The organism is Nocardia sp. XZ_19_369, from assembly GCF_015355715.1.
Classification (GTDB): domain Bacteria; phylum Actinomycetota; class Actinomycetes; order Mycobacteriales; family Mycobacteriaceae; genus Nocardia.
Genome location: NZ_JACVED010000012.1, coordinates 266830 through 283603 on the forward strand (window position 1 = coordinate 266830; position 16774 = coordinate 283603).

The 16774-nt window shown below is 67.5% G+C and carries 18 protein-coding genes; 8 read left to right on the forward strand and 10 right to left on the reverse strand.

The features are described 5' to 3' along the window. Positions 1-85: 85 nt before the first annotated feature. The 5 genes from IBX18_RS42550 to IBX18_RS37410 all read right to left on the reverse strand — a co-directional run bounded on the left by IBX18_RS42550 (position 86) and on the right by IBX18_RS37410 (position 3694). Entirely contained in the window at positions 86-730 is a 645-nt protein-coding gene (locus IBX18_RS42550) for a formylglycine-generating enzyme family protein (RefSeq protein WP_228542415.1), read from the reverse strand. 5 nt (positions 731-735) lie between these two features. Next, positions 736-1266, reverse strand: coding sequence for a GtrA family protein (locus tag IBX18_RS42555; RefSeq protein ID WP_228542361.1), 531 nt, complete (start codon positions 1264-1266; stop codon positions 736-738). A 379-nt stretch (positions 1267-1645) separates the two neighbouring features. After that, positions 1646-2581, reverse strand: a complete 936-nt coding sequence (locus IBX18_RS37400) for a triacylglycerol lipase (RefSeq protein ID WP_194838142.1) — start codon at positions 2579-2581, stop codon at positions 1646-1648. A 39-nt stretch (positions 2582-2620) separates the two neighbouring features. After that, complete coding sequence (locus IBX18_RS37405; protein WP_194838143.1) at positions 2621-3013, reverse strand: VOC family protein; 393 nt, start codon at positions 3011-3013, stop codon at positions 2621-2623. Positions 3014-3262: 249 nt separating this feature from the next. Continuing rightward, the gene (locus tag IBX18_RS37410; RefSeq protein ID WP_194838144.1) at positions 3263-3694 is read right to left on the reverse strand and encodes a hypothetical protein; all 432 of its coding nucleotides are present in this window, start codon (positions 3692-3694) and stop codon (positions 3263-3265) included. Positions 3695-3891: 197 nt separating this feature from the next. Here IBX18_RS37410 and IBX18_RS37415 point away from each other — a divergent pair, with 197 nt between their 5' ends. Together IBX18_RS37415 and IBX18_RS37420 are read left to right on the forward strand one after the other, a co-directional pair. Then, complete coding sequence (locus tag IBX18_RS37415) at positions 3892-5055, forward strand: epoxide hydrolase family protein (protein ID WP_194838145.1); 1164 nt, start codon at positions 3892-3894, stop codon at positions 5053-5055. 909 nt (positions 5056-5964) lie between these two features. After that, the gene (locus IBX18_RS37420; RefSeq protein WP_194838146.1) at positions 5965-6351 is read left to right on the forward strand and encodes a PPOX class F420-dependent oxidoreductase; all 387 of its coding nucleotides are present in this window, start codon (positions 5965-5967) and stop codon (positions 6349-6351) included. A gap of 153 nt (positions 6352-6504) precedes the next feature. Here IBX18_RS37420 and IBX18_RS37425 read toward each other — a convergent pair whose 3' ends face one another. Continuing rightward, the gene (locus IBX18_RS37425; RefSeq protein ID WP_194838147.1) at positions 6505-6768 is read right to left on the reverse strand and encodes a helix-turn-helix transcriptional regulator; all 264 of its coding nucleotides are present in this window, start codon (positions 6766-6768) and stop codon (positions 6505-6507) included. A 202-nt stretch (positions 6769-6970) separates the two neighbouring features. Between IBX18_RS37425 and map the strand changes: the two genes are divergently transcribed. Further along, positions 6971-7738: a type I methionyl aminopeptidase gene (map, locus tag IBX18_RS37430; protein ID WP_194838148.1), complete on the forward strand. Its 768-nt coding sequence runs from the start codon at positions 6971-6973 to the stop codon at positions 7736-7738. A gap of 414 nt (positions 7739-8152) precedes the next feature. Here map and IBX18_RS37435 read toward each other — a convergent pair whose 3' ends face one another. Beyond that, positions 8153-8872, reverse strand: coding sequence for a glyoxalase (locus IBX18_RS37435; protein ID WP_194838149.1), 720 nt, complete (start codon positions 8870-8872; stop codon positions 8153-8155). 115 nt (positions 8873-8987) lie between these two features. Here IBX18_RS37435 and IBX18_RS37440 point away from each other — a divergent pair, with 115 nt between their 5' ends. Further along, a complete protein-coding gene (locus tag IBX18_RS37440) occupies positions 8988-9536 on the forward strand; it encodes a PadR family transcriptional regulator (protein WP_194838150.1) in 549 nt (182 codons plus the stop codon). 18 nt (positions 9537-9554) lie between these two features. Continuing rightward, the gene (locus IBX18_RS37445; protein WP_194838151.1) at positions 9555-9938 is read left to right on the forward strand and encodes a PPOX class F420-dependent oxidoreductase; all 384 of its coding nucleotides are present in this window, start codon (positions 9555-9557) and stop codon (positions 9936-9938) included. 83 nt (positions 9939-10021) lie between these two features. Here IBX18_RS37445 and IBX18_RS37450 read toward each other — a convergent pair whose 3' ends face one another. Together IBX18_RS37450 and IBX18_RS37455 are read right to left on the reverse strand one after the other, a co-directional pair. Further along, positions 10022-11407 (reverse strand): metallopeptidase TldD-related protein, encoded by a 1386-nt coding sequence (locus IBX18_RS37450; protein WP_194838152.1) that lies wholly within the window; start codon positions 11405-11407, stop codon positions 10022-10024. Continuing rightward, positions 11404-12957, reverse strand: a complete 1554-nt coding sequence (locus IBX18_RS37455; RefSeq protein ID WP_373889261.1) for a TldD/PmbA family protein — start codon at positions 12955-12957, stop codon at positions 11404-11406. The genes IBX18_RS37450 and IBX18_RS37455 overlap by 4 nt, the downstream gene beginning before the upstream one ends. A 279-nt stretch (positions 12958-13236) precedes the next feature. On the opposite strand from IBX18_RS37455, the gene IBX18_RS37460 reads away from it, so the two are divergent. After that, positions 13237-13776, forward strand: a complete 540-nt coding sequence (locus IBX18_RS37460) for a TetR/AcrR family transcriptional regulator (RefSeq protein ID WP_240772256.1) — start codon at positions 13237-13239, stop codon at positions 13774-13776. Here the strand turns inward: IBX18_RS37460 and IBX18_RS37465 are convergent, their stop codons facing one another. Next, positions 13777-14544 (reverse strand): TSUP family transporter, encoded by a 768-nt coding sequence (locus IBX18_RS37465; RefSeq protein ID WP_194838189.1) that lies wholly within the window; start codon positions 14542-14544, stop codon positions 13777-13779. A gap of 173 nt (positions 14545-14717) precedes the next feature. Between IBX18_RS37465 and IBX18_RS37470 the strand changes: the two genes are divergently transcribed. Further along, positions 14718-15893, forward strand: coding sequence for a histidine kinase (locus IBX18_RS37470; RefSeq protein WP_306796576.1), 1176 nt, complete (start codon positions 14718-14720; stop codon positions 15891-15893). Between the two features lie 166 nt (positions 15894-16059). Continuing rightward, on the forward strand, positions 16060-16719 hold the full coding sequence (locus tag IBX18_RS37475; protein ID WP_107657642.1) for a response regulator transcription factor: 660 nt from the start codon (positions 16060-16062) through the stop codon (positions 16717-16719). The last annotated feature ends 55 nt before the right edge of the window (positions 16720-16774 follow it).

A 16774-nucleotide genomic window follows, 5' to 3' on the forward strand; every position in this document is an offset into this window, starting at 1 on the left:
TCGGTACGTTACCGGACCGAGGTGCGGCAGGGTCGGTGAATGCTCCACGGCCACAACAGCTTCGCTGGTCGCGGCAGTCCGTGGGTCAGGAACGCGGCGAGCGCGCGACGCGGAAGCCGACGTCGTCCAACCGCAGGGACGGGTGACTGCGGCGGCGCACCGAGGCGCGGCAGCTCCAGTGTTCGTCGAACCAGCCACCGCCGCGCAGTACCCGGTAGGAGCCGTAGATTTCGGCGTCGTAGATGTCCCAGCACCAGTCCCAGGTGTTGCCGAGCATGTCGTACAGGCCCCACGCATTGGGGCACTTGCCGCCGACGTCGTGCATGTGCTCGGCCGAATTGCCTCGGTACCAGGCGATTTCGTCGATTTCGCCGTAGCGCGGGCCGGTGCTGCCCGCGCGGCACGCGTGCTCCCATTCGGCCTCGGTCGGCAGTCGGTAGCCGTCGGCTTCCGTGTTCCAGTCGACGTTCTCGTCATCGATCCGGTACGCGGGTGTCAGCTCTTCCCGGATCGACCGCGCGTTGCAGTACCGCAGCGCATCCCACCACGAGACGCTGTCGACCGGCCGTCGGTCACCGCGCTCACCGCTCGGTTGCAACCCGGTGACCTGCTCGTACTCCGCCTGCGTGACCGGGACCGCCGCCAGCTCGAACGGCGCGACCTCGACCGGCCAGCTGCGCTGGGTTCGCCGATCCGACAGCGTCGCCGTGCCCGCCGGAATGGCAACCAGCACGGTCAGGCTCGTGTCTCGGAGACCGGCTCGTCCAGTTCCAGCTCGGGTCGGACCGGGTCGAGGAACACGAATTTGCGCATGGCCCACCAGCGGAAGACCGTGGCGAGCAGGGTGCCGATGATGGACGCGCTGACGAAGTCGGCGATGTTCTCCACCAGGATCGAGACGTGCGGCGTGCGAAGCTGGAAGAGGTAGCTCGATACCGCCAGCGGCAGCTGGTTGATCACCATGCCGACGCCGGCCACCAGGAAGAACAGGGCCGCTTCGTGCCTGCGCGCACGTCCACCGCGCGCGGTGAACGCCCACTCGCTGTTCAACACGTAGGAGACCACGGTCGCGATCAGCACGGCGACCACGTTCGCGGTGACCGGCTTGCCTTCCAGCACAGTCCATTTCAGGCCGAAGAAGAGCACTGAGGTGGTCACGAAGGCGATCGCGCCGACGGTCAGGAACTTCAGCAACTCGGCGTTGCGGACGAACGTGGACAGCATCCGGCTCGGTACCCGAGCGGCGACGATCTGGGCCAGGAACATCGGGACAGGTTATCCGAGCGACCTTTCGGCACCGGCGGGCGGACCATGGCCGCCGGGCGACTCCCCGGCGAATTCTCGAGGGGCGGCGGGTAACGGCGAGCGGAACAGTTCGAGCACGGTTGCCGGGCGTCGTTGCTATTTCGTTACCTGCGAACGGCTTTCGCGCGGTGATTCGTATGGAAGCTCGGCGCCGCATTGCTCGTACAGATGCACGGGCACGCATCTGCGCCGGTCACGCCCGCGCTCGGTGCGCCGAATACCCGCAAGTATGAGAGCCTTCTGTATCGAGGCCGGGGCCCAGAGGAAATCACTCGGACACCGGTCGGCACGACCGCAGGGGCCTCAGCGATGTGCTGAGGCCCCCGCAGTGCTTTCTGAGCTAGACGCCGGGTGGCGCCTGCGATGGCGCGCAAGGGATCTGACGCGCGGTGCTGGGGTCGAGGGCTTGTAGGGCCAATGCGGTGACCGTGGGATCGACCGAGACGGAAAGATGACCGGACAAGTTCACCGGGCAGATGTCTTGCAGCACAATGTTCGTCGCGTTCGGTGCGACGCGTATGCCGCTGGTGTACGGCTGCACCTGGATATCGGTGGTAGTCACGATGTTGGTGTAGTGGACTGTCGGCGCGTAGACACCACTGGCTAGCAGCCGATTGATGAAATCGGATCCGGTCCGCAGCTCCGCGCAGGCGGCGCAGGTGGGATCCAGCGACTGGTACAGATCGCCGTGCAGGCCCAGCAACGTCAGCGGTGAGTCCAGGGGGTCGGTGATGGCGGTGCCCGCCCAGATCGGCGCGAGATTGATCGCCTTGTCGACGGCCGCCGCACCATCCAGGAACTGCAGGTACCCCGCGCTGACCAGCGTGCCCTCGGACCAGCTGAGCAGATCCACGCGATCGGTGCGCGTCGCGGTGCGTACCCGGTCGACGAATCGCTGTAATTCGGAACTGGATTCGTCGATGGGCGCGCGACCGCCGATGCCCGCCACGACGCCTCGATCCTGCGGATAGACGCCGTAGGTCAGCGCGTAGACGCAGTACCCTTCGTTCGCCAGCAGCGGAGCGAAAGTCTGCCAACTGTTTTCGCCGTTGCCGCTGAGGCCGTGCACCAGGACGACCGGTGTCGGGTGCGCCGCCGAAGGGACACAGCCCCAGTCGTTCGCGCCGGGTGGTGCGCCCGGGGGCGCGGCGGTCAGGCTCGCGGTAACCATGGCCGCCAACGAATATGGCACCGGCAGCGGGGCGGCGGACGCGTTGCCGAAGGCTAGGGGGACGGCGGCGGCCACCGCCGCGGTGAGGACCATCAGTCGACGCATAGCTGCTTACTTCCTTTCGCTGACAGCCGTACTCGGCGCTCAGCTGTATTCGACCGGCGCGCCGATCTCGACGATCGCGCCGTTGGGGTCGCGGATCACCGCGACTCGCTGCCCCCACGGGCGGGTCGTCGGCTCCAGTGCGCTGTGCCCGCCCGCGGCGAGTGCGTTCTGGTACGCGTCGTCCACGTCCGCGGTCTCGAGAAATACTCGAAAAGCGTTGGCGGGGCCGGGTTCCGCGAAGTCCTCGATCTTCTTCCAGTGTTCGATGGTGAGGCTCGCGGTCGACGGGCCCGGGGACCAGACACCCTTGCCCAGCACGATGAAGGTGCCGTCGGGGTCGGCGAATACCTTGTCGAGACCGAAAGCTTGCGCGTAGAAGGTCGCTGTCGCGTCCACGTCGTTCACCATCAGGGTCATTCCACCGAAATGCATGCGTCTCCTCCTATGGAGAACTTCCAGCTATTTGGTAATAGGGATTACCATATAGTAGCTAGCGTGAGATTCCTAGAGTTCCGCCCGGTAAATTTGTGGTGGTTGCCCAGATGGCAGGCTAGGGGCGCGGTTCTTCCGACTCAGGGAGATGGGATCAGCTAATGATTGGCGAATAGATGCTGGTCTGCAGGTCGGGCTGAGGCGACTCCCGCGCCGACAGCGGCCCTGGAATGCCGGTTGGGGCCAGTACTATTCGTGATCCAACATCATCGGAAAGGTCTGGGCGCACCCTCTCCCGCTGTCGGTGACCTCGATCTCGATGGTCCGCTCACCGCCGTCGATCGGCACGGCGTCGGCGCCGATCGCCACGGCGTGCAGTATGTGCAAACCGGGGTAGTACGGCGTCCACCTCGCGATGACGTCACCGGTGCCGTCGGCTTTGATGGCGTTGGGTGGATCGAACTGGCCGCTCTGGCTGTCGAAGAAAACGATGTAGGCGCCGGGCTCGGTCGTCACCCGCGCCGGGTAAGCGCAGTCCGTGACGAAGGTCGGCGGATCCCCCGGCGTCACTGTGAAAGCCGTGGTCGCGGCAGGTGCGGCGGAACTCGTCAGCACCAGCGCGGCCGCCATCGCGCCCATCGCCGATATCGCGACCGCGGCGGACCTATGTGATCGGAGCATGCGGAGTCCTTTCGAGGCGCAACGAATTGTGGCCGTCGCCCGAGCCTATCGATGGGGCCGTGCTCCTGGGAGCGCCATTTGTGGGGGCAGCCGTTGGCGGTCGCTCGTGAGGTTTCCGCTTTGGCCGAACCTCGAAATCTGACCGAATTTTGTATTGCGGAAGTAAGTCTTCCGCAATGCCCGCGACAGTGGTTCTCATGACGAACACAGACATCCGCCCCTTCCGTATCGACATCCCGCAGGCTGAGCTCGATGAACTGCGTGACCGGCTGGCACACGCACGGATCCCGCATCCGGTGCCGGGGACCGAGAACGATTGGCGCCGCGGCATCGCGCCCGCCTACCTGGCGGAGTTGGCGCAGTATTGGCGCGATGACTTCGACTGGCGGGCGCAGGAGGCGAAGCTGAACGCGCACGACCAGTTCACGACCGAGATCGAAGGGCAGACAATCCATTTCATTCATGTGCGATCGGCGGAAGCGGGCGCGGTGCCGCTGCTGATCACGCATGGTTACCCGGGATCGGTGGTCGAGTTCCTCGATCTGATCGGGCCGTTGACGGATCCTGTTGCGCACGGCGGTGATTCGGCGGACGCGTTCCATGTGGTGATTCCGTCGCTCCCCGGGTTCGGGTTTTCGACGCCGCTGGCTGCGACCGGGTGGGAGTTGGCGCGGACCACGGAGGCGTTCGCGGAGTTGATGACTCGGCTCGGATACGAAAAGTTCGTTGCGCAAGGTGGGGATGTGGGTGCCGGGGTGACCGGGCGGCTGGCCGCTCTCTATCCGGAGCGGGTGATCGCCACGCACGTCAACAGCGACCAGGGTTCGCTCGGGTTGGTCGGCGAGCAGCTGCCGATACCGGACGGCCTGACCGACGAGGAACTGTCGACTATCCATGCCGCGCAGGCACAATGGGCGGAGCAGAAGGGCTATCTGGTGCTGCAATCGACCCAGCCCAACGCCATCGCCGCCGCTTTGACCGACTCGCCGATCGCGCAATTGGCGTGGATCGCCGAGAAGTTCCAGGTCTGGACTGATCCGGCGCGCCCGGCCGGCGAAGCGGTCGACCGCGATGTCCTGCTGACCAACATCAGCATCTACTGGTTCACCCGCAGCGGTGCCTCGGCCGCCCAGTTTCTCTGGGAGACAGCACATTCAGGGACGGGCTGGGCGATGCCGTCCGGCGTTCCGCAGGGTATGGCGGTGTTCAACACGAGTCCGCTGATGCGCCGGGTCATGAACCCGGAGGGCAACATCGAGCACTTCACCGAGTACGCGGAGGGTGGACATTTCGCGGCGTTGGAACAGCCGAAGCTGTTCGTCGAAGATGTGCGGACGTTCTTCCGCAAGCATCGAAGCTGAGTCGCCAGGGTGGGGTGCGCGGATCAGTGCACCCCGCTGGCGTGCAGTGTCGGTGGGCTCGGGTGCGTAAAGCGCCCAGAAGCCCCGGCGCCGAGATGCGTCAGCCCGTCATAGCGGTAGCGCGAGTTGGGCGGCGGATGATGGGGCGGGCGCGTGTGGAAATGGCTTCGGGCGAGCCGGGGTAACGGATGTCAGCTTCGGGGGAGCGCAGCGGATGGTGTTTGCGGAGGCTGAGCGGTGGATGGCGAGCAGGCGCGCGTGCGGCAAATGGCTCTGGCGAGTTCGGCGGCGGTGCACGGCATCCATCCGGGCGGTCGGCAGCGAGGCGGCGGCGGCAGTAGGGGCTTGCAGGACCAGCGGTGGCGGATGGGGCGCGTGGTGGCAGATGGCCGCGGGCGAGTTCGGCGGTGGTCCGCGGCATCCATCCGGGCGGGCGGCGGCGGCGAGGCGGCGGCAGTAGGGGCTTGCAGGGCGAGCGGGGGCGAGTGGGGCGACGGTTGGGCCCCGTGGTGGCGAATGAGCCGCATGCGGGTGGCGGCGGCGAGCGCGTCGGCCGCGGCGCTACGGCCGGTCCAGTCGACCGGCACCTGACCCGCCGCCGGGCGGGCGAGTTCGGCGGTGGTCCACGGCATTCATCCGGACGGTCGGCGGCAGTAGGGGCCAGCAGGGCCAGCGGTGGCGAGTGGGGCGGCCGATGGGGCGCGTGGTGGCAGATGGCCGCGGGTGAGTTCGGCGGTGGTCCGCGGCATCCATCCGGGCGGTCGGCGGGCACCAGGAGTTGGGATGGCTCGGACGCTCCGGCTGTGGTTGTAGTTGCGCTGCTGGCGCAGCTATACGTCGCCGCGCGTACGACGGAATTCTGCCCGTGGGCGGATGTCGCGCCGGGCTCGGCGGCCTACCGTTTTCGCTATGACATGGAAAGAGCTGGGGGCGAGCAGGTTCGCGCTGCTGACCACCTTCAAGAAGGACGGCACGCCGGTGGGGACGCCGGTGTGGGTGGCGCCGGATGGTGACCGGATCGTCGTATGGACCAACGCGAAGACGTGGAAGGTCAAGCGCATCCGGCGCAATGCCGACGTGACGTTGCAGCAGTCCGACGGTCGTGGTCGTCCGAAAGGCGACGAGGTGCTCGGTGGGACCGCGACGATTCTGGACGCCGAGGGCACTCAACGCGTACGTGACCTGGTCTCCCGCAAGTACGGCGTCATCGGCACGCTGGCCATCAAGGCGCACAAGCTGTTTCGCGGCGCCGAGGCCTCTATTGGTCTCGCCATCACCCCGCGACCCGGCGAGTAGTGCTTGACCCGTGGCCCGGCGGGGATCTACCGCCACCACGTCCCGTAAACCCTTGGATACCGTGCCTCGACGGGACATGGGGGCGGGTTCACTCGCACTTTGTCGCCACCGTGTCCCGTTGATCACGAAACCCGTCTGGGGACGGGACGTGGGTCAGGCGGATTCGGCTAGTCCGGCGGCGCGCCAGGTGTCGGCCAGATCTTGGAGGGGAAGATCTAGGACGAGGCTCAGGGCGACGACGGTGCCGAAGGCGGGGGAGGGGAGGCGGCCGGTCTCGATCTTGCGGAGGGTTTCCGGGGAAATGCCTGCCGTGCGGGCGACTTCGGTGAGGTCGCGATCGGCGCGGGCAGCGCGCAGGGCGGTGCCGAGGCGGCGGCCGGCGTCGATTTGAGCCGGAGTCAACGGGAGACGGACCATGGGGACAGGGTAGAGACGGTATTTAAATACCGCAAGACTTAAACAAGCATGTTCCTACGTAGATATGCGCATCTAACGATGTTCTCACCCAGTTTGGGAGCGGCCAGTCCCGGGGTGGGAAGAACGGCCAGGACGGAAGGGTTGGTATTAAAATACCGAATGCGTTAGGGTGGTATTAAAATACCGAGATTGGGGCTAGTTGATGGTGGAGTTGAAGACGCCGGGTGAGATCGAACGGATGCTGGTGACGGGCCAGTTCGTGGCCGAGGTGCTGGGGGAGTTGCGGGAGCGCGCCCGCGTCGGTGTGAACCTGCTGGAGCTGGAAGCTCATGTGCGCGAGAAGATTTGGCTGCGCGGCGCGCAGTCCTGCTACTGGGACTACTCGCCGTCCTTCGGCCGCGGCCCGTTCCGCAACACCGTCTGCCTCTCGGTCAACGATGCTGTGCTGCACGGACTTCCGTTCGATTACGCGCTCCGCGACGGCGATGTGCTGACCATGGACCTCGCCGTCGGCATCGACGGCTGGGTGGCCGACTCGGCGACCACCATCGTGGTGGGCACGGCCGCCCCGGAAGACCTCCGCCTGATCCGCGCAACGGAGGAGGCCCTCGCCGCCGCGATCGCCGTCGCGCTGCCGGGCAACCGCATCGGCGACATCTCCGCCGCGATCTCCGCCGTCGCCCGCGACTACGGCTACCCGGTGAACACCGAATTCGGCGGCCACGGCCTGGGCCGCACCATGCACGAGGACCCGCACATCCCCAATCACGGCAAGCCGGGCCGCGGCTACCGCCTGCGCCCCGGCCTCACCATCGCCATCGAACCCTGGTTCGCCCGCACCACCGACCGCATCGTCACCGACCCCGACGGCTGGACCCTGCGCTCCGCCGACGGCTCCCGCACCGCCCACTCCGAACACACCATCGCCATCACCGAAGATGCGCCCAAGGTGCTGACCTTGGCGCAGTAAAGATGAAGCTGCGCAACACTTTCGCCTCGACTGTCCGGGAGTTCAAGCCACGGTGCTGTAGTACATGGGTAATCCGACGGCTCGTTGGCTGACAATCCGATGGTTCGGGGGGTGAGCCATCGGTGGTCCGGCGGGCCGATGGTGAGGTGCTCGACGCCCGACCCCTCGACGGCCGCGTCGCACCTCTTGTCAACCGTCGATGGCCTGCGCGACTACTGAGTGGTCCGATGCCGCGGCGGTCCCTCGGCGGCCCGCCGGCCCGCCAGCCCGACGACTCGGTGATCCAAATCCCACGGTTCGCTGGCCCGACACTTTGGCGGCCCAGCACCTCGCCCCCCGTGCCGTGACGCCTCGGTGGCTCGACATCACCCGGTGGCCGGCGCACGCCATGCCGACCACCGGCACCGACCCCGATTACTCGGCGTCAGCCAACCACTGCTCCAAGTCGCTCGCGATCTGAAGATGCTCCGCGATCTCGGCACGCTCCCCGTCGGACAACTCGAGTCCCGCTATCTCGCTACGCAATTCGGTCGCCCGCTCCGGATTACCCATCGCCACAGCGAGTTCGGTGAGCTCGGCCAACGCGTGCGCCTTGTCGAGCACCGAAGCAGTAGCGGCGAAGCGGCGCAGTCCGGATTCGAGGGTCTTGCGGGCCGCCTCGTCGTCCTCCTTGGAGAATCGCAGGATCCGTGCATTGTCCAGAACCCGTTGCAGCCCTTGTAGTTCCCGTGATCCGCCGTACTCGAAGTCGGGTTCGTCGCGTTGCAGATAGGTGACACTGTTGCCGCCCGGATCGGTGACGGTGAAGCGCGTCTGGCCGTGGCGGAACCGGCTGATGCGCGGCACGCCGTTGACCGGGATGCGGCCGAGGTGCGCACGCAGCGCGGCGCTGAACTGCTTGTGCAGCGGTGCTACCTCGTCGACTCTGACCAGGCAGCCCGCATCGATGTCCGCCACGCTCCGCGTGTCTCTCGCGTCGCAGTAGAAGTCCAGCCCGTAGCCGTTGCGCTCTACCGAGCCGTAGGCGTAGGGCTTGGTCTGCTCGTAGGTCACCTGGTATCCCAGGGCCTGGTAGAACGCGAGCGTCTCGGGCAAGTTGCCGCCCCACATCACCGGTACTGCCGTGTCGCCCATGAAAAGCCTCCCACTACCTGCGGTAATCAATTTTGACTACTAAAGGTTAGGGCGGTCGCGAACCGGAAGTCAAGTTTGACTACTGTAGAAAATTCCTATCTGAAGGAGGTCGCCGATGTCGGCTGTGCGCCTGTTGGTGCTGGGGGTGATGCGCCTGCGTCAGCCCACCTACGGCTACGCGGTGCGGCGCGAATTGCTGTCGTGGCGTGCGGAAACGTGGACGAACGTGAAGCCGGGCTCGATCTATCACGCGCTGAAACAGCTGACCCAGGAAGGCAAGCTGAGCGCCTACGGCACCGAGGGCAGCAGCCAAGGCCCGGGCCGCACGCTGTTCCGGCTGACCGACCAGGGTGAAGCCGAGTTCCGCAAGCTGATGGACGAGGCGTTGGTGAGCATCGACATGGAGGAACTCGGCGCGGGCATCGCGTTCATGGACGCGCTGCCCCGCGCGCACGTCATCGAGAAGCTGCGCGAGCAGCGCCGCCGCAGCGAGGAGGTCCGCGCCGACCTGCTCGAGATGATCCCCGACTTCCCAGGCCGCGGCGAGCCGCCGCACGCGACGGACCTGCTCGAACTGTGGAGCAGCGTCTTCGGCAACCTCGCGGGCTGGACCGACGGTATGGTGGCCCGCCTCGAAGCAGGCGAATACCGAATGTCCGAATAGAACGCCTACGCTGCGTGCATGACCAACACGCTCGGAGCCGTCGGCACATCCGATTACGTTCTGCTGACCACGTTCCGCAAGGACGGCACGCCGGTCGGCACGCCGGTGTGGGCGGTCGCCGACGGCGACAAGCTCTACGTCTGGACGGTCACCGACAGCTGGAAGGTGAAGCGCCTGCGCCGCAACCCCGACGTCACCGTGCAGCCGTGCAACGTGCGCGGCAAGCCGCACGGCGAGGTGGTCACCGGCACCGGGCGCATCCTCGACCAGGACGGCACCGATCGCGTGCGCAAGTTGCTCATGCGCAAGTACTGGCTGATGGGCCCGATCACCATCTTCGGCAGCAACCTGCGCCGCGGCAAGAAGGGCACCGTCGCCGTCGAGATCACCTTCCCTGGTTGATCATTCGCGGAAATCGAGGAGAGTCGAATGGCTGCTGCGCGAGATCTTCAGCGACCATATGACCCTCCTCGTCGGCACCCGAGTCAGGTCGCTTGACTGACCGAGGACATGTGGAAGTCTGGAATCCGCAACGGCGGCATGGCCGTTCGGGTGAACCAGTCCTTCCACTCGCGCGGCAACGTGACCTCGGTGGCGCCCGCTTCGGTGACCCGGCGCAGCAGATCCAGCGGACTCTCGTTGAACCGGAAGTTGTTGACCGCGGCGGTCACTGCACCGTTCTCGACGAGGTAGACACCGTCACGGGTCAGCCCGGTGAGCAGCAGACTGGCCGGGTCGACCTCGCGGATGTACCAGAGCGTGGTGAGCAGTAAGCCGCGCTCGGTACCCGCGATCATCTCGTCGAGGGTGGCGCCGGAACCGCCGGTGAGTAGCAGGTTGTCGCCGGGAACCGTAGGGGCGGTACCGAATTCGGTGGCGGCGGCGCGCGGGTAGACCAGCGATTCGATGACGCCCTCGCGCACCCAGTCGACCCGGTCGGCGGACAGGCCGTTGTCGAACACCGACACCGCTTGGGACGACGAGGATGTCGCGACGAACGGGCAGTACTCGAGTCCGGTGGCCTTCGGATCGGAGTACAGCGTCAGCGGAATGTCGGTGAGCCGCTCGCCGATTCGGGTGCCGCCGGCCCGGGAGAAGGCGGTGTGGCCTTCGTGCGCACCGCGACCTTCCATCTCCCAGTTCATATAGATCATCAGATCGGCGACGGCCGAGGGCGGCAGCAGGGTCTCGTAGCGGCCGGCGGGCAGTTCGACCTTGCGCTTGGCCCAGTCCAGTCGCCGGGACAGCTCGGTGAGCAGGCCCGGCACGTCGACATCGGTGAAGTCGGGGGTGCCGACGCCGACCCAGGCGCTGGCGAGATCGCTTCCCGTGCCGCGCTTTCCGTTGATCTCCACCGAACCGGTGGGCTGCACGAAGCGGCGCCGGAGACCGGTCGAGGAACCCAGCCAGATCGTCTGCACCGTGTGGTGGGCGAACCCGTAGAGGCGGTCGCTGCCGTCGAAACCGGCGGACAGGCCGCGCGCGAGATCGGTGAACGCCTCGATGTCGGTGCTACCGGGGGCGGCCGCCCAGTCGTCGGCGGGCACGTCCGAATCCAGCAGCGGCATCGCGTCGCGGGCGGGTTCGGCGGTGCGTGCCGCCGCCTCGCTCTTGCGCACCACCGCTTCGATCTCGGCCGGGTCGACGCTGGTCGAGCCGATGGTGCCGACGCGCGCCGCGCCGGCCTCGTCGCGGAAGATCGAAACAACGGACCATCCGCGCGACACCGAGGATCCGTTGGTGGTCATCGAGTTTCCGGCCCAGCGCAGCGACGCGTCGTGCGAATCGGTGACGAGCACGATCGCCTCGTCGGCCTGGGACAGGGCGAGCGCGCGTTCGACGACCTCGCCCGCAGGAATAAGCGCGGTCATTGGCCCGCCTCCGTCCGGGTATTGAGAATGTTGATGCCGCGCACCAGCACCGACGGGCAGCCGTGGCTCACCGCCGCGACCTGGCCGGGCTGGGCCTTACCGCAATTGGAGGCGCCGCCGAGCTGCCAGGTGGACGGTCCGCCGACGGCTTCCATGGCACCCCAGAAGTCGGTCGTGGTGGCCTGGTAGGCGACGTCGCGCAGCTGGCCGTCGAGCTTGCCGTCGCGGATGCGGAAGAAGCGCTGGCCGGTGAACTGGAAGTTGTAGCGCTGCATGTCGATCGACCACGACTTGTCGCCGACGATGTAGATGCCGTTGTCGACCCGGGAGATGAGTTCGGCGGTGCTGGTGTCGTGCTCGGGGTCGGGTTGCAGCGAGACGTTCGCCATCCGCTGGATCGGCACGTGGTGCGCGGAGTCGGCGTAGGAGCAGCCGTTGGAACGGTCCAGGCCCAGGCGCGGCGCGAAGACCCGGTCCAGCTGATAGCCGACCAGGATGCCGTCGCGCACCAGGTCCCAGCGTTGCCCGGCGACGCCTTCGTCGTCGTAGCCGATGCTGGCCAGGCCGTGCGCCTCGGTGCGGTCGCCGGTGACGTGCATGATCGGCGTGCCGTACTGGAGCTTGCCGAGCTTGTCCGGTGTGGCGAACGAGGTGCCCGCGTAGGCGGATTCGTAGCCGATGGCCCGGTCGTATTCGGTGGCGTGGCCGATGGATTCGTGGATGGTCAGCCACAGATTGGTCGGGTCGATCACGAGATCGGTCGGGCCGGGGGTGACCGTCGGCGCCTTCACCTTCTCGGCGAGCCACTCCGGGATGTGCGCGAGTTCGTCGGCCCAGTCCCAGGTGCCGTCGGCGCCCGTGACGTACTCCCAGCCGCGACCCACCGGTGCCGCCAGCGTGCGCATGGTCTCGAACACGCCCGCCGAGGAATCGACGGTGGTCGCCTCCAACTGCGGGTGCAGCCGGACCCGCTGCTGGGTGATGGACGAGCCCGCGGTGTCGGCGTAGAAGGTCTGTTCCTTCACCTGCAGCACCGACGCGGTGACGTGGTCGACGCCGTCCGCGCTGGACAGGCGGCCCGAATAGTCTTGCAGCAGATCGACCTTGTCGGCGGTCGACACGGTGAACGGATCCAGGTCGTAGGCCGATACCCAGCGCACGTTGTCGTAGATCGGCTCGTCGGCGAGCTCGACTCGCTCGCGGTTGAGCGCGCGCAAGGTCGTCGCGACCGTCACCGCGCGGCGGGCCACCTCCACCGCCGTCGCGGGGGTCAGCGCGGCGTGGGAGGCGAAGCCCCACGTGCCGTCGACGATCACCCGGACCGCCAAGCCGAGCTCGGCGTTGTCGGTAATCGACTCGACCCGCCCGTCGCGCAGCCGGATCGACTGGGTGACCAGCCGATGCACCCGCAGATCGGCATGGTGGGCGCCGGCCGCCTTCGCCGCGGTCAACGCGGCCTCGGCCAGCGCGGCCAGTGGGAGGTCGAGGAACTCGGCGTCCACATCCTTGGAAGTCGCGATGCTCACCCGGTCCAACCTAGTCGGTTCCATCCGAGAGGACTTGCGCCTACCCGGATTACACGCCGTGCGAGTTTGCAGCGCCTGCAAACCAGCACGTAATGCACAGTGGCGCAGCGTGAAAGAACGGAGGGTGGGCGGCGGGAACGGCACGCGCGAAACCAGCGCCTACCGCGTCTGCCTCGCGAAATGCCGTACTGTGCCCGCGTGCCGCCATCCGCCCTTCGTGACCGTAAACGCGAACGTACCCGCCGAGCGCTGCTCGAGGCAGCCGTACAGCTGTTCGAGACGAGAGGCTATGAAGAAACTACGGTGGCCGACATCGCTGCGGTAGCCGATGTCGGGACCCGCACCTTCTTCAACTACTTCGCCAGCAAGGAAGAGCTACTTTTCCCGGAGACGGACGAGCGCGTGCGGGCCGCGGTGGCTGCGATCGGCAGCAGGCGGCCGGGGGAGCGACCGGTCGAGGTGCTGCTACGGGCCTTGCGTGCGGCCGGTGACAATCCCGGCGAGCATCTCGTCGACGACCTGAACGCCCGGATCGCCGCGCTGCGCGCGCAGGTGTCGCGCACGGTGCCCTCGGTGAGCGGGCGGGCCGCGCACGCGCAGCTGGTCGCGCAGCGCGAGATCGCCCGCCAGCTACACGTGGCGTTTCCGGCCGAACTGGACGAGGTCGGGGCCGCGGCGCTGGTCGGTGCGGTAGTCGGTGCTGTCTCGGGTGCGCTCACCGTGCTGTTCCAGCAGCCGTTGAACGGCGCCGAGGACGGCGAGCGGCTGCACCGGCGCATCCACGAGACGACCTCGCGGGTGCTCAAGCCGTGGCTGGCCTCCCAGGTCGAAACCAGGGGCTGATCAACCGAACTGCTGCCACCCCAACCGGATCACCATCCCGACGACCACCACGAGCAGCACGACGCGGACGAACTTCGCGCCGTTGCGCAACGCCATGTGCGAGCCGACGATCGCGCCGGCCACATTGCCGACCGCCATGGCCGCGCCGAGCGCCCACAGGATGTTGCCGGTGGCGCCGAAGAAGATCAGCGCGCCGACGTTGGACCCGCAGTTGATCACCTTCGCCATCGCGGCGGCCCGGACGAACTCGGTGCCGAGCAGGGTGGCGAAGGTGATGATGAGGAAGGTGCCGGTGCCGGGACCGAGCAGGCCGTCGTAGAGGCCGACCAGGCCTGCGGCCACCGCGATGGTGAGGATGAACTTGCGGCGCGTCGGCGGATGCGTCGCGAGTGTGACGCCGATCGACGGGCGCAGCGTGACGAACACCGCGGCGGCGACGAGCACCACCATCACGATGGGGATGAACAGCTCGCGGTCGATCAACGACACCGCGGCCGCGCCGATCACGGCGGTGACGGCGGCGATCATGGCCGCGGGCAGCAGCACTCGCCAGCGCAACGGCACCTTCCGAGCGAAGGTCACCACCGACGCGCCGGTGCCCGCGACCGCCGCCAGCTTGTTGGTGCCGAGCGCGGTCTGCGGTGTGATCGTCGGCGCGACCAGGAACAGCGTCGGCAGGATGATCAATCCGCCGCCACCGACCACCGCGTCCACCCAGCCGGCGGCCGTCGCCGCCGTCAAAAGAACTGCCCAATCACCGATCTGCACGTCGGTGAGCCAACCAGATCGGATATCCAAGTCCAGTGAGCAGTCCAGTGCGGCGGCGGACTCGGACCGACCGCGTCGCTCGGGCGGTTCCGCCCGGCCTCGAGCGGCATGGTCGACGGCGTCGCGCGGGGCGGGTGCCAGGCGAAACCGCTCGGTCGACCTAGGCTGAGGGCGTGCGCCGGTTCAGTCTGTGGCTTCGTGGCAAGCCCATCGTTGCGGATTCGATGCTGGCGATTGTCCTGTTGGCGCTCGAGATCCTCGGTGCCGCCAATGCGGAGCACAAGGTCGCTTCGCTCGCCATCGGGTTGTGGTTGCCGGTTCCGGTGGTGTTCCGGCGGGTGTATCCGCGGGCGATGGCGGTGGCGTCGTTGCTGCTGTCGTTCACCGCGAGCGCGGTGCAGTACGTGGTGGGCGACGAAAAGGTCGAGCACATCACGTTGTTCAGCCTCGGCATCATGCTGTACACGCTGGTCGCCTATGTCGGGCGGCGGGAGGGTCTGTGGTTTGCGGCGGGTCTGGTCGCGGACACTGCGCTGTCGTACGCGGCGGAGGTCGTCAGGTCCGGCAGCGACGTCATCTTCACCATCATGTTCTTCGCGTTGTGCTGGACGCTGGCCGAATTCATCGGGGCCCGGCACGCTTACGACACCGAAGTCGCGGCACGGCTGGCGGTCGCCGACTACGACAAGGAGCGGCGCGCCCACGACGCAGTCTCCGCCGAGCGCACCCGGATCGCGCGGGAACTGCACGACGTCGTCGCGCACGCGGTGAGTGTGATCATCGTGCAGGCGGACGGTGCCCGCTACGCGTTGCGCCGCGATCCCGACGCGGCCGAGCAGGCGCTCAGCACGATCGCGAGCACCGGGCGGGAGGCACTGCGCGAATTACGCAGAACCGTCGCGCTTTTGCGCACCGAGCACGCCCCCGACCAGTTGCCGCAGCACGGGACCGCGGGCCTGGCGCGGGTGGTCGAGATGATGCGCGGCACCGGCCTGGCCGTGGAACTCGAGCTGACCGGTGAACTCGACGACATCGCACCCGAAGTCAGCCTCGGCGTTCATCGCATCGTGCAGGAATCACTGACCAACACGCTGCGGCACGCCGGCCCGCACCCCAAGGCCTGGGTGCAGATCCGCCGCCGCGACGCCGACGTGACCATCGACATCAGCGACACCGGCGGTGTCCCGCTCGACGAGCCGTCCATGCGGTTCAAAGGCGGCGGCATGGGGTTGGTCGGCATGCGCGAACGTATCGCGGTCCTCGGCGGCACCTTGGAAACCGGCCGCGCCGCCGACGGTGCCTGGCGGGTGCACGCGACCATCCCGCTGGAGCCCGGCCTCCCGGAGTAGTTGCGCCGCGCTGCCTTCCGCTCGTCGCGCGACCAGCCGGGCCGCCGCGCCCTCGGGCGCACGATTGCCCGCCGCGCATGACACTGCCAGCAGATTCGGGTGTGCCGGCCGGAACCGTGCGCGGCGGGCGAGCGGGTGCGTCGTCGTGGCACGTTAGATTGGGGGCGTGCCGATCACCGTTCTCGTTGTGGATGACCAGGAACTCATGCGTATGGGGCTGAAGATGGTGCTCGGTGCGCACCCCGACATCGAGGTGATCGGGGAGGCGGCGAACGGGGCGGCCGCGGTGAGCCGGGCGGCGGAGCTGCGGCCCGATGTGGTGCTGATGGATGTGCGGATGCCCGTAGTGGACGGGGTGACCGCGACCGCGCGGATCGTCGACGCGGGCCACGGCTGCCGGGTGCTGGTGATGACCACCTTCGATCTCGACGAACACGCCCTCGGTGCGTTGCGCGCGGGGGCCAGCGGCTTCCTGCTGAAAGACACGCCGCCGGAGGATCTCATCTCCGCCATCCGCAGTGTCGCCGCGGGCGACGCGGTGGTGTCGCCGAAAGTGACCAAGCGCCTGCTGGATCGGCTGATTGCCGAGGATCCGGCACGCATGCGCGACCCCGGTGTCCTGGAGGTGCTCACCGCGCGCGAACGCGAGGTGCTCGAGCAGATCGCCGCGGGCCGTTCGAATGCCGAAATCGCCGAGCAGCTCTTCCTTTCCGAGGCCACGGTGAAAACTCATGTCGGCCGGGTGCTCACGAAACTCGGTCTGCGCGATCGGGTTCAGGCTGTGGTGCTGGCTTACGAGACCGGATTGGTACGCCCCGGCGGCTGATGCCCACAACTCCGTAGCAAAACGCACGATGCCCCGACCATTTCGGGCTGTCCCC